The 14,376-nt window shown below is 67.0% G+C and carries 13 protein-coding genes and 1 pseudogene; 7 read left to right on the top strand and 7 right to left on the bottom strand.

Translation table 11 applies throughout. The features are described from left to right. Nucleotides 1-113: 113 nt before the first annotated feature. A complete protein-coding gene (locus tag KIH07_RS07655; RefSeq protein ID WP_226491403.1) occupies nucleotides 114-878 on the bottom strand; it encodes a type III pantothenate kinase in 765 nt (254 codons plus the stop codon). A gap of 75 nt (nucleotides 879-953) precedes the next feature. Further along, a complete protein-coding gene (locus KIH07_RS07650) occupies nucleotides 954-1,622 on the bottom strand; it encodes a helix-turn-helix transcriptional regulator (RefSeq protein WP_226491402.1) in 669 nt (222 codons plus the stop codon). Nucleotides 1,623-1,724: 102 nt separating this feature from the next. On the opposite strand from KIH07_RS07650, the gene KIH07_RS07645 reads away from it, so the two are divergent. Next, the gene (locus tag KIH07_RS07645; protein WP_226491401.1) at nucleotides 1,725-3,026 is read left to right on the top strand and encodes a sensor histidine kinase; all 1,302 of its coding nucleotides are present in this window, start codon (nucleotides 1,725-1,727) and stop codon (nucleotides 3,024-3,026) included. 24 nt (nucleotides 3,027-3,050) lie between these two features. Beyond that, nucleotides 3,051-4,037, top strand: coding sequence for a response regulator (locus KIH07_RS07640; protein ID WP_226491400.1), 987 nt, complete (start codon nucleotides 3,051-3,053; stop codon nucleotides 4,035-4,037). On the opposite strand, the gene cqsA is transcribed toward KIH07_RS07640, so the two are convergent. The 4 genes and pseudogenes from cqsA to KIH07_RS07620 form a co-directional block, all read right to left on the bottom strand. Then, nucleotides 4,025-5,278 (bottom strand): alpha-hydroxyketone-type quorum-sensing autoinducer synthase, encoded by a 1,254-nt coding sequence (gene cqsA, locus KIH07_RS07635; protein WP_226491399.1) that lies wholly within the window; start codon nucleotides 5,276-5,278, stop codon nucleotides 4,025-4,027. The two genes, KIH07_RS07640 and cqsA, sit on opposite strands and share 13 nt — an antisense overlap. 192 nt (nucleotides 5,279-5,470) lie before the next feature. Continuing rightward, nucleotides 5,471-5,878: a rhodanese-like domain-containing protein gene (locus KIH07_RS07630; protein WP_226494643.1), complete on the bottom strand. Its 408-nt coding sequence runs from the start codon at nucleotides 5,876-5,878 to the stop codon at nucleotides 5,471-5,473. A gap of 204 nt (nucleotides 5,879-6,082) precedes the next feature. After that, nucleotides 6,083-6,583 (bottom strand): annotated as a pseudogene (locus tag KIH07_RS07625) (MBL fold metallo-hydrolase); the annotation flags it as partial. 34 nt (nucleotides 6,584-6,617) lie between these two features. Then, entirely contained in the window at nucleotides 6,618-6,863 is a 246-nt protein-coding gene (locus tag KIH07_RS07620; protein ID WP_068167453.1) for a metal-sensitive transcriptional regulator, read from the bottom strand. A 239-nt stretch (nucleotides 6,864-7,102) separates the two neighbouring features. Here KIH07_RS07620 and KIH07_RS07615 point away from each other — a divergent pair, with 239 nt between their 5' ends. From KIH07_RS07615 to KIH07_RS07595, 5 genes are all read left to right on the top strand, one after another. Continuing rightward, on the top strand, nucleotides 7,103-8,002 hold the full coding sequence (locus KIH07_RS07615) for a PPK2 family polyphosphate kinase (protein WP_226491398.1): 900 nt from the start codon (nucleotides 7,103-7,105) through the stop codon (nucleotides 8,000-8,002). Nucleotides 8,003-8,035: 33 nt separating this feature from the next. Beyond that, the gene (gene icmF, locus KIH07_RS07610) at nucleotides 8,036-11,419 is read left to right on the top strand and encodes a fused isobutyryl-CoA mutase/GTPase IcmF (RefSeq protein ID WP_226491397.1); all 3,384 of its coding nucleotides are present in this window, start codon (nucleotides 8,036-8,038) and stop codon (nucleotides 11,417-11,419) included. 75 nt (nucleotides 11,420-11,494) lie between these two features. After that, nucleotides 11,495-12,157, top strand: coding sequence for a c-type cytochrome (locus KIH07_RS07605; protein ID WP_226491396.1), 663 nt, complete (start codon nucleotides 11,495-11,497; stop codon nucleotides 12,155-12,157). A 65-nt stretch (nucleotides 12,158-12,222) separates the two neighbouring features. Next, the gene (rocF, locus tag KIH07_RS07600) at nucleotides 12,223-13,152 is read left to right on the top strand and encodes an arginase (protein WP_226491395.1); all 930 of its coding nucleotides are present in this window, start codon (nucleotides 12,223-12,225) and stop codon (nucleotides 13,150-13,152) included. Nucleotides 13,153-13,171: 19 nt separating this feature from the next. Next, nucleotides 13,172-13,801, top strand: coding sequence for a LysE family translocator (locus KIH07_RS07595; protein WP_226491394.1), 630 nt, complete (start codon nucleotides 13,172-13,174; stop codon nucleotides 13,799-13,801). A gap of 118 nt (nucleotides 13,802-13,919) precedes the next feature. On the opposite strand, the gene KIH07_RS07590 is transcribed toward KIH07_RS07595, so the two are convergent. Beyond that, nucleotides 13,920-14,219: an antibiotic biosynthesis monooxygenase family protein gene (locus KIH07_RS07590; protein WP_226491393.1), complete on the bottom strand. Its 300-nt coding sequence runs from the start codon at nucleotides 14,217-14,219 to the stop codon at nucleotides 13,920-13,922. Between the last annotated feature and the right edge of the window lie 157 nt (nucleotides 14,220-14,376).

Genomic DNA, 14,376 nt, shown 5'->3' with positions numbered 1-14,376 from the left:
CCGCGCCGGAGGGGGAGTTGGTGCCAGGGCACCGCGGAACCGGCTTTGCCGGGCCGCCAGTGCCGCCCCCTGGGGGGTGACGCGCCCTTAGGCGCGGCGCGGGGGGAGCGTGACTACCCCACTCTTCTACTGGCGATTTCCAACAGGCCGTCAAAGATCAGGCTGTCCACCAGTTCGCAGGGGGTGGACATGCTGGGTGCCATTTTCCAGCCCGCACCACCGGTCATGAACACCACCGGCGGTTCGCCGCAGTGGCGCTGCAGGTTCTCCACCATGCGCTGCACGGCGCCCGCGATGGCGAAGGTGCCGCCACTGGTGAGCGCGTCGCTGGTGTTGGTGGGGAAGTCGCGCACGTCGCCGGTGGGCACATGCAGACCGGCCGTGCCCGACTCCAGCGCGCGCAGCATGATGCCGTGGCCCGGCAGGATGATGCCGCCCAGGAAGCGGCCCTCGGCGTCGATGGCCTCGACCGTGACCGCCGTGCCCACCATCACCACCACACAGGGACGCGCCGGCCCCCGGGCCAGCAGCCGCTGGCGCGCGCCGATCATGGCGACCCAGCGGTCCGATCCCAGACGCGCAGGATGGTCGTATCCGTTGATCACGCCCGCTTCGCTGAGGCTGGAGACCACCCACTGCGGCGTCACGTCCCACAGTTCCAGTTGCTCCTGCACCCGGCCTTTCACCGCGTCTCCCGCCACGATGCAGCCCACCACCCATTGCGGGGCGGGAAGGGCGTTCCAGTCGCCTTCGGCCAGCTTCTCGATGTTTTCCAGGAACTGCGCGCCATGGGCCAACAGCCTCGCGCCCACACGGGGCGCATCGTAGAGGGCCCACTTCAGGCGGGTGTTTCCAACGTCCAGGGCCAGAAAAGTCATGGGCGCATTATCACCACGCGACCACCGTGAAGTTGCGGCGGTGCAGCATCGTCTGACCCGGCCGGTGCCAGGCGCTCAGATCAGGCCGATCCAGCAGGCGCGCTGCACGGCCGCGAGCTTGTTGTCGGTCTGCAGCTTGGCCATGGCGTTGGCCAGGTGGTAGTTCACGGTGCGTTCGGAACAATCCATCCGCTGCGCGGTTTCGCGCGCGGTGAGCCCCTCGAACGCCAGGTTCAGGCTTTCCTGCTCACGCGGACTCAGGTTGACCCGCTGCTCGGCGATGGCGCGCCTGAGCATGGGCCAGACGTTGTAGGCCGACCAGGCCAGCACCGCGGCCTCCGAACGATCGGCAAAAGCGCGTGGGCTGAACATGAAGCACTCGAAGGCCCGCCCGGCTGGCAAGGTGAAGGCCACCCGCACCAGGGTCTGGTATCCGTGGGCCAGCCAGAGGCGGCGCCAGCGACCACTTTGTTCAAAGGCCGATTTGGAGATGTCCTGCCAGGCCACCAGTGGTGCGTCGCTTTCGCGCCAGCTGGCGCCAAAGTCCCGGCTCTCGGCCAGCGCCGAGGCCGGCCCGAGCAGCCGCGGGGGGTGCACCGCCAGCACATCGCGTTCGTCGCTCCCCGCCATCGGATTGGGGCCCAGCACCACCACGGCTTCCACGCCCTGCTCCTGCAGCGCGCAGACCCAATCGGCCAGAATGGCGTCTACGCCCACACTGTCAAAGTTGACAGGCAAAGTCATGTTGCGTTGCACACTGTTGCACGGACAATGCATTGCAACAGTGACAGTGGGGGGGATGTCACGGCCCGTTGGCTGTCTTTGTTGAAGGAGTACATGTTGCCGATGGACCGTTTGTGGGTTCAAAGTGCCGGAGCCCGACTCTGGCATTGGGTGCTGGACGAGATCATCCGCGCCCCGCTGGAGCCTATTTTGCACCCATCCAGCAATCGGCTGATCTGGATTGGCGCGTTTACCTTTTTCGGGCACATCATTTTTGCCTGGGTGTGGGGGCGGTGGCTGCCCCAGCCGTACGAAAACCCTGGCGTGCGCGCCGCCATGGCCCTGCTGGCGCTGCTGTACCTGTTGCCGGCCGTCTACAAAGAGCCGGCCTCGCAGCAAAGCGGTTGGCTGTTCACTGTGGCGACCTGGGTCCAGCTGCCCTGGTTCTTCACCTGGATGTACTGCATGAACGACGGCAATCAGGTCTGGCTGGCCAGCCTGACCGCCATGATCCTGATCTACTACCACGCAACCGACTGGCGCCTGGCTTCGCTGGGCCTGATCACGGGCGGACTGGCAGGCTGGGCCACAGCGGGTCTCATGCATGTGAACAGCGCCCCCTGGCGCGAGCCCCTCGCGAACATCGTCGTGATCGCCTTTGGCAGTGTGATGGGTGTGATGCTGGGTTTTTCCAGCGCCAACCTGCGCCGCGCGCGCCTGTTCAACACGCTGAGCACCATGGGCGTGATGGCGCACGAACTGCGCACGCCGCTGGCCACCGTCAATCTGATGGGCGACGTGTTGCGCAATCTGGTGCAGCACGACGTCCCTGAGAGCAAGCGCAAGAAGATCGAAGAACTCTCCGGGCGGCTGCAGAACCTGGTGCGCAGCATGAACCGCCAGATCGACACCCAGATCTCCAACGCCCAGCTGCTGCGCCTGCCGCGCGAGCAGTCCGCCATCATGGCCGCCGAGCTGGTGAACGAGCTGGTCAGCCACTACCCGTTCCGCTCATTCCGCGAGCGCGATTGCGTGCAGGTGCACATTCAGCAGGATTTCTGCTTTCAGGGTTCACGCCCCCTGTTTGCCCAGGTGCTCACCAATCTGCTGAAGAACGCCCTGCATTCCCTGGCGTCGGCGGGCGCAGCCCCCCAACCCGGCGACCTGCGCATCCAGGTGGGCCTGCACCATGGCAAGGGGCGCATCGCCGTCTCCGATACCGGCGTGGGCATTCCCTACGAGAAGCTGCACCGCATTTTTGAACCCTTTTTCTCCACCCAGGTGGGCGCGGGCAGTGGGCTGGGCCTGACGTTCTGCAAGAACGTGGTCGAGGCCGCCCACGGCCAGATCAGCGTGCACTCCGAACCCAACGAGGGAGCGGTTTTCATGATCGACCTCCCGCTCGACACACCCAAAGACGCCTGAATCGGCTCACACCAGCAACCCCATATGGCCATCAAAATTCCCCTCTTTCAGCGTCCGGGCAACATCCTGTTTCTCGACGACGACATCGACTATCTCGAAATGCTCGGCATGGTCGTTCCCGCCCACCTGCAGATGGAGCTGTACTCGCGGCCAGCCGGGTTTGTCGAACGCATGCGGGAGGAGCCCGCGCGCTGGGAGGCCGACGCCGGACTGCACATCCAGATGATCGAGCGCTGGCGGCAGGGGCAGCCATTGATGCCCCAGGTCCTGCGGTACTGGGCCAACAACCCGTCGCGCTACCGGTTGGCGCAGATCTGCGTGGTGGACTACGCCATGCCCGGCACCGACGGTCTGAAGGTGCTCAACACCCTGCTGGACTGGCCGGGCTCGCGGGTGCTGCTGACGGGCGCCGCCGACGAACAGATCGCCATCCAGGCGTTCAACCACGGACTGATCGACCAGTTCATCCCCAAGCAGACCGCGGACATTTCAGGTCGTCTGCTGACGGCCCTGGCCAAGCTCGCCCATGCGCCACACCCCCGCCTGAACACCCTCTGGCGCGCGGCCCTGCGGCCCACCCAGCAATCCATACTGCAGATGCCTTCGGTGGCGCACGCGCTGCAGGCGCACACCCAGAAGCGCTGGGTGGAATACGTGGTGCTGGGTGAACCCTTCGGCCTGTTGGGGCTGAACGCCACGGGGGGTTGCGAATGGTTGCAGCTGGAGCCCACCACCGGCCTGACGGACCTGGCGGAACTGGCGAACTCCGCCGGTCTGGGTTTTGACCTGGTGCGCGCGGTGCAGGCCGGGCAGTTGCTGCCCGCGGTGGAACTGCACCAACAGCTGAACCTGCCCGGCCCCATTCGCACGGCGCGGACCTTGTCGATGGGAGACGACGCGGTGCTGACCGCTGCCCTCTTCCCCTTGACCGAGGCCGACCTGCCGCAGCCCATCTACCCCTACCGCAACTTCCTGGAGGCGCAGGGGGCCCGGGTGATTCAGGACGCCTGAGCGCCCGCGGCGACGGCTCGGGCGCGGCGCGCGATCGGCCAGTCCCAGGGCTTGACCAGCGGCGCGATTTCCCGCGCCACGTCGACCACATGATCCAGCTCGGCGTCGGTCAGGGACGCGTTGAGCGTGAGCCTGACCATGGCGCGGTTGCGGCTCGTCGCGGGCGCACAGAAGATGGCGCCGAACACCCCGCGTTCCTCCAGGGCGTCGCGCAGCTTCATGGTCTCGGGTTCGGTGCCCGCCTCCAGGGAAATGATCTGCTCCGTGCCCTGGTGAATGGGATACCCCAGACGGGTGAACGCGTCCCTCAGCCGGCGGGTCACCGAGCGCAGCCGGCCGCGCTCGGCGTCGGCCGCGCGCAGCACCGCCACCGTGGCCTGCAGCCCGGCCACCTCGGGCGGCAGCAGGCAGGAGCTGAAGATGTTGGGGTAGCTGGAGCTCAGGATGTAGTAGCGCATGCTGGCGGGCGCGCTGAAGAAGCCGGCCCGGCCCGCGACCGCCTTGGCCAGGCTGGCGGTGATGAAATGCACCCGGTCCGTCAGCCCCAGCTCGGCGCACAGGCCCGCGCCTCCCGGCCCATGGGTTCCCAGCGAATGCGATTCGTCCACCAGGATCATGCTGCCGTGTTTTTCCGCAACCTCCACCATGTCCTTCAAAGGGCAGAGCGCGCCCGTCGTGCTGTAGACCGAGTCCACCACCACGATGCCCGCGCCCTTCTTCTCCAGCATCCGGTCCAGGTGATCCGGATCGTTGTGCCGGAACGCGTGCGCGGGCGCGCGGGCCGCATGCGCGCCCTCCCAGAGCGAGGTGTGGGCCAGGGTGTCAAGGTAGACCGGCGTGCTGGCGTCCGCGATGGACTGCAGCAGACCCACATTGGCGGCGTAGCCCGACTGGCAGACGAAGCCGTCCTCTTTCCCGACCCAGTCGGCCAGCGCCATTTCCAGCGCGCGCGTCGGGTGCTGCTGGAGCAGGAAGACCCCCGACTGGACCACGAACTCCGTGCTGCGCGTCACCGCCTCGACCTGCGCCGCGACGATGGCCGGATGCCCGGTGACGTTCAGGTAGTCGTTGCCATCCAGACGCACGGCGTTGGGCCCGGGCGGGCGTCCATGGAGAACGAAACGTCCACCCCAGGTGTCTCGCCATCGGGGGGCGAATTCGCGCCCGATGCGGGCCTGCAACGCAGTGGACAGCGGCGGGTCGACCGGGGACTTTTCGCGGACGGGTTGAAGCGTTTCCATCGAGATCTCCTTTGAGAGTGGGAAATCTCATTGAAAAAAGAAATCTGTTAGGAATTCACAACATACCTGCTAACCCTGACAGGTCTTGTTACGCTTTATCCTCGCGTTTCGTGACGTTCTGCCGACAGTTGGCAAAGACGAACCTCCGGCGCCCCGGCGGGGTGCTCACCCCGTCGTCAACTCACGACGTCGTCAATTCTGGCGCCAAGGCAGGCCGTGGTAGCGCCAACCGCCCTTGCGGCCCCGGTGCGCGTTCTCGTCGGGGTCGCCCTCAAACCCCTCCAGCACGTTGTAGGACTCCAGCCCCAGTTCGGTGGCGCGCTTGGCCGCGGCAATGGAGCGCACCCCGCTGCGGCACAAAAACACCAGCTTCCTGCCGTTGGCCGCCTGGCTCACCAGTTGGTCAAATGCCGGGTTCATCGCCATGCCCGGCCACTGCTTCCAGGCCGCGGCCACCGCACCGGGCACGAACCCGACCCATTCGCGCTCGGCATCGGTTCGCACGTCCACCAGCACCGCCTCGCCCGCCTGCACCCACTGCCAGGCCAGCTGAGGCGACACGTCACCGGCATAGCCCGCCTGCGCCGGGCGCGGGCGCATGAGCAACGCGCCGTCCGCGTCGTGGCGAATGCCGGAACTGAGGTTGGCCGGCACGGCTTCGTCGATGCGACGTGGCTTGGGCAGATGGAGCGCGTCCATGAGGGCCACGAACTCGGCCTCGGTCTTGCCCGCCACGCGGGCATTGCCCTTCTTCTCGTGGCCAATGCTGGAATGCTTGCGCCCCTGGTAATCGTGCCCGGGCCACACGATGGTGTCATCGGGCAGGGCAAACAGCACCTGGGTCAGGCTGCGGTACAGATCGACGGCACTGCCGGACTGGAAGTCGGTGCGGCCGCAGCCGTTGATGAGCAGGGTGTCGCCCGTGAAGACGTGGTTGCGCCACACATAGCTCATGCCGCCGGCGGTGTGGCCCGGGGTGTGCAGGACCTGCAGCACTTCCTGCCCGAACGGCAGCGTGTCGCCGTGCCGCAGCTGCACCGCGGCGGTGCCGATCCCACAGCCCTGCGGTGCGGCGGTTCGGGCTCCGGCCAGCTCGGCGAGCTTGCCCGCGCTGGTGATGTGGTCGGCGTGGGCATGGGTTTCCACCGCCCAGACCAGTTTCAGGCCGTACTCGCGCAGGATCGCCAGATCGCGCTCGATCTGCTCGTCCACCGGATCGATGATGATCGCGTCGCGCGTGACCTGGTCAAACAGCACATAGGTGTAGGTGCTGGAATCGGGATCGAACAGCTGTATCGGTTTCATGGTTTTCCCCTCTGGATATCCGGGCAAGCGCCGCTCAGGAAAAACGGGCCAGCATGTCGGCCACGTCGTCCGCGGGGACATCGCCCTGGGCGATGACGCAGCCCACCATGGTGAAGAAGGTCTTGTCCAGCGCCTTGCGGGCGGCGGCGAGTTGCTGCGCCACTTTTTCGCAGTCGGCGTCGGTTTCGATCAACTTTTGAATACCCCGCAACTGACCTTCCACGCGCTTGAGGCGCAGGACCAGGGCTCGCTTGCGTTCGGGATCGTGGACGGTGGACATCGGGTCTTCCTGTGAATGAAACAGGGCTCCTGCTCCACGACCGGCCGCACGGGCGAAACGGTCGCTGACATACCCCAACAAGTATTGTAGTAAGCCAGCTCCCGGCGGGTGATACCCCTGCCCGCTTCGTCCTCTCTCCGGCAAATCGGGTTAATATGACGTTTACGTAAACGTCAATCAAAACGATTGACGTGGGGTCGCGCCTGTTGCACCCTGCCTGCCCACCCACCGGAGACGCCATGCCCAGCCCGAGCGATGCCCCGTTGCCCTTTCCAGCCGCCGCGATCCGGGCCACCCGGGGCAGCCGCTGGCAAGACTGGCAGATCGAGCCCCAGACCCCAGGCAAAAACGGCAAGAACGGCCGGCCCAAGGCGCTCGACGCCCTGGACACGGGCGCCAAGCCCTACTCGGGGGGCAACAAGGCCACCGACCGGGCCGCGCTCGATGTGCTCACGCAGGAACTCGACGTGCTGCAGAACCTGTTTTTCGCCGACGGCCGCTACAAGTTGCTGCTGGTCCTGCAGGGCACGGACACCTCCGGCAAGGACGGCACCGTGCGCGGCGTGTTCGAACGCACCAGCCCGCTGGGCGTGCACACCGTGGGCTGGAAAGCGCCCACCGAAGCCGAACGCGATCACGACTACCTCTGGCGCATCCACCAGAAGGTGCCCGGCGCGGGCGAGATCATGGTGTTCAACCGCAGCCACTACGAAGACGTGCTGGTGCCGGTGGTCAACGGATGGATCACGCCCGAACAGACCCGCCAGCGCTACCGCCAGATCAACGATTTCGAGCGCCTGCTGGCCGAGACCGGCACCGTGATCCTCAAGTGCATGCTGCACATCGGTTTTGAAGAGCAGCGCCAGCGCCTGCAGGACCGGGTGGACGACCCCACCAAACACTGGAAATTCAGCCTGGGCGACCTGGAGGTGCGCAAGCAGTGGGGCGACTACCAGCAGGCCTACGAATCGCTGCTGCACGAGACCAGCACACCCTGGGCGCCCTGGACGGTGGTGCCGGCCGACTCCAAGACCCACCGCAACCTGATGATCGCGACCCTGGTGCGCGACACCCTCAAAGCGCTGGACCTGCGCTACCCCCCCGAAGATCCGGCCCTGGCCGGACTGCGCATCCAGTAGGCCTTCATTCCCCCCAAATACAAGAGACAAGCCATGACCCAACTCAGCGCCGACTACCAGGCCCTGGCCAACTACCGCCCCACGAACAAGGTGCGCTTCGTCACCGCCGCGAGCCTGTTCGACGGGCACGACGCGGCCATCAACATCATGCGCCGCATCCTGCAGGGCATGGGCGCCGAAGTGATCCACCTGGGGCACAACCGCTCGGTGGACGAGGTGGTCACCGCCGCGCTGCAGGAAGACGCCCAGGGCATCGCCATCAGCTCCTACCAGGGCGGCCACGTGGAGTACTTCAAGTACATGGTGGACCTGCTCAAGAGCCGCGGCGGCGAACACATCCAGGTGTTCGGCGGCGGCGGCGGGGTGATCGTGCCGAGCGAAATCCGGGAGCTGCAGGACTATGGCGTGGCGCGCATCTACAGCCCCGAGGATGGCCAGCGCATGGGCCTGGCCGGCATGATCGGCGAGATGGTGATGCGCTGCGACCGGGACCTCACGCCCTACGCGCCCACCACGCTCGGCGCCATCCAGGGTCACGGCGAAATGCACTGGCGCGCGCTGGCGCAGCTGATCACGGCGCTGGAGAACCGGCCAGCGGTGGACGAAGGCAAGCCGGCACCGCAGGGCGACGGCCCCCTCGACCCGGCGCTGGTCGAGGCCATCCGCACCGAGGCCGCCCGCAAAAAGGTGCCGGTGCTCGGCATCACCGGCACCGGCGGCGCGGGCAAGTCCAGCCTGACCGACGAGCTGATCCGCCGCCTGCGTCTGGACCAGGAAGACCGCCTGCGCGTGGCCCTCATCAGCATCGACCCCTCGCGCCGCAAGAGCGGTGGCGCCCTGCTGGGCGACCGCATCCGCATGAACGCGATCTCTCCCTGGGCCACCACGCCGGGCGCTTCGCGCGCCGCGCTGCCCGATGGCTGCCCGGACAACGGCCAGCGCGTGTTCATGCGTTCGCTGGCCACGCGCGATTTCGGCAGCGAGATCAGCGCGGCCCTGCCCGACGCGGTGGCCGCCTGCAAGGTGGCCGGCTTCGACCTGATCATCGTCGAGACCTCCGGCATCGGCCAGGGCGACGCGGCCATCGTGCCGCACGTGGACATTCCGATGTACGTGATGACCCCCGAGTTCGGCGCCGCCAGCCAGCTCGAAAAGATCGACATGCTCGACTTCGCCGAGTTCGTGGCCATCAACAAGTTCGACCGCAAGGGCGCCAGCGACGCGCTGCGCGACGTGGCCAAGCAAGTGCAACGCAACCGCGAGGCCTGGACCACCCCGGCCGAGCAGATGCCGGTGTTCGGCACCATGGCCGCGCGCTTCAACGACGACGGAGTGACCGCGCTCTACCAGGCGCTCAAGACCCGCCTGACGGCGCTGGGCCTGCCGCTGCACGAAGGCCGATTGCCACAGGTGGCGGTGCGCCACAGCACCAACCAGAGCCCCATCGTGCCGGCCGCGCGCACGCGTTACCTGGCCGAGATCAGCGACACGCTGCGGGGCTACAAGAAGAAGGCGCGCGAACAGGCCAGGCTCGCGCGCGAGATCCAGCAGCTGCGCGAGGCCGCGCGCATGCTCAGCGTGGCCAAGCCCCACCGGCCCAAGGCCGCCGAGGCCGCGATCGACCTGGCCCAGGAACGCGAGCTGCTGCAGGATCCGGCCGCGCGCAAGCTGCTGGCCCAGTGGCCCGACATGCAGAAGGCCTACGCCGGTGACGAATACGTGGTGAAGATCCGCGACAAGGAAATCCGCACCGCGCTCACCACCAAAAGCCTCTCGGGCACCACCATCCGCAAGGTGGCCCTGCCGCGGTACGAGGACCACGGCGAGATCCTCCAATGGCTGATGCTGGACAACGTGCCCGGCAGCTACCCCTACACCGCGGGCACCTTCGCCTTCAAGCGCGAGGGCGAGGACCCGACCCGCATGTTCGCGGGCGAAGGCGACGCCTTCCGCACCAACCGCCGCTTCAAGCTGCTCTCCGAGGGCACGCCGGCCAAGCGCCTGTCCACCGCCTTCGACTCGGTCACGCTCTACGGCGCCGACCCGGCCCCGCGGCCCGACATCTACGGCAAGGTGGGCAATTCGGGCGTATCCATCGCCACGCTGGACGACATGAAGGTGCTCTACGGCGGCTTCGACCTGTGCCACCCGGCCACCTCGGTCTCCATGACCATCAACGGCCCGGCGCCGAGCATCCTGGCGATGTTCATGAACACCGCGATCGACCAGAACATCGAGAAGTTCAAGGCCGACAACGGCCGCGAGCCGACCGACACCGAAGCGCAGAAGATCCGCGAGTGGGTGCTGGCCAACGTGCGCGGCACGGTGCAGGCCGACATATTGAAAGAAGACCAGGGGCAGAACACCTGCATCTTCTCGACCGAGTTCTCATTGAAGGTCATGGGCGACATCGCCGAGTACTTCGTGCACCACGACGTGCGCAACTTCTACTCGGTGTCGATCTCGGGCTATCACATCGCCGAAGCTGGAGCGAACCCGATCAGCCAGTTGGCTTTCACGCTGAGCAACGGCTTCACCTTCGTCGAAGCCTATCTCGCGAGGGGCATGCACATCGACGACTTCGCGCCCAACCTGAGCTTCTTCTTCAGCAACGGCATGGACCCGGAGTACACCGTGCTGGGCCGCGTGGCGCGCCGCATCTGGGCCGTGGCCATGAAAGAGAAGTACGGCGCCAACGAGCGCAGCCAGAAGCTCAAGTACCACGTGCAGACCTCGGGCAGATCGCTGCACGCGCAGGAGATCCAGTTCAACGACATCCGCACCACGCTGCAGGCGCTGATCGCGATCTACGACAACTGCAACTCGTTGCACACCAACGCGTTCGACGAAGCCATCACCACGCCCACCGAAGACTCGGTACGCCGCGCGATGGCGATCCAGCTGATCATCAACCGCGAATGGGGTCTGGCGAAGAACGAGAACCCGAACCAGGGCAGCTTCATCATCGAGCAGCTCACCGAGCTGGTGGAGGAAGCCGTGCTGGCCGAGTTCGAAAAGATCGCCGAGCGCGGCGGCGTGCTGGGGGCGATGGAAACCGGTTACCAGCGCGGCAAGATCCAGGACGAGAGCATGCACTACGAGATGCTCAAGCACACCGGCGAATACCCCATCATCGGCGTCAACACCTTCCGCAACCCGCACGGCGACGCGGTGATGGACAAGCTGGAACTCGCGCGCTCCACCGACGCAGAAAAGCAGAGCCAGCTCCAGCGCCTGGCCGACTTCCACGCCCGCCACGCGGCCGAGGCCCCGGCCATGCTGCAGCGCCTGCAGCAGGCGGTGATCGAAAACCGCAACGTGTTCGAGGTGTTGATGGACGCGGTGCGCTGCTGCTCGCTCGGCCAGATCACCGGCGCGCTGTTCGCCGTGGGCGGGCAGTACCGGCGCAATATGTGAAGCCGCGCCGCTTTCAGCGGCTTGCTTGATCGGTATCAAGTGGCCCGCCAGCCGGGTGGATAGCATTATCAATACATGAACATCCATCCATCCCTCCACGCCGCGCTCGGCATGCTGCTCGCTGTGGTCTGCGGCGCGGCGGCCGCTCAGGCCAGCCCTGGTGCCCAGCCCACCGGCACGATCGAAGAGCGCCTGAGCGTCATCCTGCAGGACCCGCAGCAACTGGAAACCTACGCCCGCATGGGGCAGAAGGTGTCGCTGTTCTGCGCCAACTGCCACGGCGATGGGGGCAACAGCGTCAAGAGCGATGTGCCCAACCTGGCCGGCCAGAACCCGACCTACCTGCTGACCCAGGTGCGCCAGTTCGCCGATGGCAGCCGCCGTTTCGAATTCATGGAACGGCTGATCAAGGCGATGTCGGTGGACGAGCGGCTGGGCGTGGCGGTGTACTACGCGCGCCAGCCCGTCAACCCACAGCCGGTGCGCGATGCGGCGCTGGTGGCTGAGGGCAAGAAGTACTACGACAAGGTCTGCTGGCGCTGCCACGGTGAACAGGGCCGGGGCAGCGAGTCCTTCGCCCGCGTGGCCGGACAACAGACGGCCTACCTGACCCAGACCCTGCAGCACTACCGCAGCGGCACCGGATCGCGCGTCAACCCGCTTATGGCGGCCAACACCCGGCAGATGACGGACGCCGACCTGCGCGCGATCGTGGCCTACGTGTCCTCGATGCGCTGACGCGCACCTCGGCTCGGGCGCCCCCGCGCGTGCGGGGACTGGCCTGTTGGCGGCAGAATAGCGCCATGCAACACCACATCAGCCTCATCGGCGTGCCCACCGACATCGGTGCGGGAGCGCGCGGCGCCTCCATGGGGCCCGAAGCCCTGCGGGTGGCGGGCATCCGCAGCGTGCTGGAGAGCCACGGCCTGGACGTGCTCGACCGGGGCAACCTGAGCGGCCCACCCAACCCCTGGCTGGCCCCCACCGAGGGCTACCGGCACCTGGCCGAGGTGGTCGAGTGGAACCAGACCCTGCACGAGGCCGTGCGGGCGGAACTGGCACAGGCCCGCATGCCCATCGTGCTCGGTGGCGACCACTGCCTGGGTCTGGGCTCGATCAGTGCGGTGGCGCGGCATTGCCGCGAAACCGGCCGCCAACTGCGTGTGCTCTGGCTCGACGCGCACGCCGACTTCAACACCGCCGCGCTCACCCCCAGCGGCAACATCCACGGCATGCCGGTGGCGCTGCTGTGCGGGCATGGCCCGGCGCCGCTCACCGGCATCGGTGGCACCACCCCGGCCATCGGCGCGAGCGCGGTGCGCCAGATCGGCATCCGCAGCGTGGACGCGGGCGAGAAACGCCTGGTCCACGAAGCCGGCCTGGAGGTGTTCGACATGCGCTACATCGACGAGATGGGCATGCGCCACACCATGGAGCAGGCGCTCATGGGTGTGGACGACAACACCCACCTGCACGTGAGTTTCGACGTGGACTTCCTCGACCCCGAGATCGCGCCCGGCGTGGGCACCACCGTGCCCGGCGGCCCGACCTACCGCGAAGCGCAGCTGTGCATGGAGATGATCGCCGACACCGGGCGCCTGGCTTCGCTGGACGTGATGGAGCTCAACCCGGCGCTGGATGTGCGCAACCGCACCGCCGAGCTCGCGGTCGATCTGATCGAAAGCCTGTTCGGCAAATCGACGCTGATGCGCAAGACCGCTCCCCGCGCCTGACGGCGCAGCCGCGACCACCATGACCCTGCAACTGCTGCTGGCCTACAGCCTCATCACCTGGCTCACCGCCGCCACCCCGGGGCCGGCCGTGCTGCTGGCGCTGCGCAACGGTGCCACGCGCGGCTTTCGCGCCGGGCTGTACTCCACTTTGGGCAACCAGATCGGGCTTTTGCTGCTGGCCGGCGCCTCCATCCTCGGCCTGGGCGTGATCCTGCACACCTCGGCCTGGCTGTTCACGCTGGTGAAGTGGGTGGGCGCGGCCTACCTCGTGTACCTGGGCGTGCGCATGCTGCGCTCGCGCGACGGGCTGGATCTGGGCAGCGCGGCCCAGGGCGACGCGCCGCCGGCGAGCGACGCGCAGATGTTCCGCCTGGGCCTGTGGGTCTCGCTCACCAACCCCAAGGCCATCCTGTTTTTTGGCGCACTGTTCCCACAGTTCGTGCAGCCCGAACAGCCCCTGCTGCCCCAGTTCGCCACGCTGGTGTCGCTCAGCATGTGCGCCTCGGTGTCGTGCCTGCTCACCTACGTGTGGCTGGCCAGCCATGCCCGGCGCTGGCTGCAACGGCCGCGCGCCGCGCGGTGGATCAACCGCGTGGCCGGCAGCGTGTTCATCGGTTTCGGCGTCGTGCTGGCCGGACTACGAAGATAATCCCCCTGCGCCGCGCTGCGCGCGTCACCCCCCCCAAGGGGGCAATGCCTGCGGCCTGGCAAAGCCAGCTCCGCGGCATTCCGGGCTCAGACACGCTCGCCGGAAATGCCCCGCTGCGTCAGCTTTTGCTGACCAGCTCCAGATGCTCGACCACGGGCGACTGAACGAAAAATGGGCCGACGATGGCGCGCCATTCGGCGAACGCAGGCGACTGGCGGAAGCCCACCATGTGGTCTTCCAGCGTGTCCCAGTAGATGGTGAGGATGTAGCGCCCCGGGCTCTCGATGCTGCGGTTGACCTTGTAGCCCTGGAAGCCCTTGGCCAGGGCAATCACGGTGCTGGCGGCGCGGGTGATGGCGGCTTCAAAGTCGGTGGCCCGGGCAGGGTCGATGCGGATGTCGGCGTGTTCAAGAATCATCTGGAGGCTCCCCCTGCGCCGCTTCGCGTCACCCCCCAGGGGGCGATGCCTGTGGCCCGGCAAAGCCGGTCCACGGCATCCTCGGTTCAGGCACGCGCGCCGGGAAAGAGGTTTGAAAACATGGGAGGATGAGCGTAACCCAGAACACCGCAGGGCC

This window comes from Hydrogenophaga taeniospiralis, assembly GCF_020510445.1.
Classification (GTDB): Bacteria; Pseudomonadota; Gammaproteobacteria; order Burkholderiales; family Burkholderiaceae_C; genus Hydrogenophaga.
Note: the sequence above shows the minus strand (reverse complement) of the source record. Positions and strands in the feature narration are given on the sequence as shown.

Coding starts and splice junctions, on each gene's coding strand:
- KIH07_RS07655 (WP_226491403.1), bottom strand. CDS start 878: ATGACTTTTCTGGCCCTGGACGTTGGAAACACCCGCCTGAAGTGGGCC.
- KIH07_RS07645 (WP_226491401.1), top strand. CDS start 1,725: ATGGACCGTTTGTGGGTTCAAAGTGCCGGAGCCCGACTCTGGCATTGG.
- KIH07_RS07595 (WP_226491394.1), top strand. CDS start 13,172: ATGACCCTGCAACTGCTGCTGGCCTACAGCCTCATCACCTGGCTCACC.
- KIH07_RS07640 (WP_226491400.1), top strand. CDS start 3,051: ATGGCCATCAAAATTCCCCTCTTTCAGCGTCCGGGCAACATCCTGTTT.
- rocF (WP_226491395.1), top strand. CDS start 12,223: ATGCAACACCACATCAGCCTCATCGGCGTGCCCACCGACATCGGTGCG.
- KIH07_RS07615 (WP_226491398.1), top strand. CDS start 7,103: ATGCCCAGCCCGAGCGATGCCCCGTTGCCCTTTCCAGCCGCCGCGATC.
- KIH07_RS07650 (WP_226491402.1), bottom strand. CDS start 1,622: ATGACTTTGCCTGTCAACTTTGACAGTGTGGGCGTAGACGCCATTCTG.
- icmF (WP_226491397.1), top strand. CDS start 8,036: ATGACCCAACTCAGCGCCGACTACCAGGCCCTGGCCAACTACCGCCCC.
- cqsA (WP_226491399.1), bottom strand. CDS start 5,278: ATGGAAACGCTTCAACCCGTCCGCGAAAAGTCCCCGGTCGACCCGCCG.
- KIH07_RS07605 (WP_226491396.1), top strand. CDS start 11,495: ATGAACATCCATCCATCCCTCCACGCCGCGCTCGGCATGCTGCTCGCT.
- KIH07_RS07620 (WP_068167453.1), bottom strand. CDS start 6,863: ATGTCCACCGTCCACGATCCCGAACGCAAGCGAGCCCTGGTCCTGCGC.
- KIH07_RS07590 (WP_226491393.1), bottom strand. CDS start 14,219: ATGATTCTTGAACACGCCGACATCCGCATCGACCCTGCCCGGGCCACC.
- KIH07_RS07630 (WP_226494643.1), bottom strand. CDS start 5,878: ATGCGCCCGCGCCCGGCGCAGGCGGGCTATGCCGGTGACGTGTCGCCT.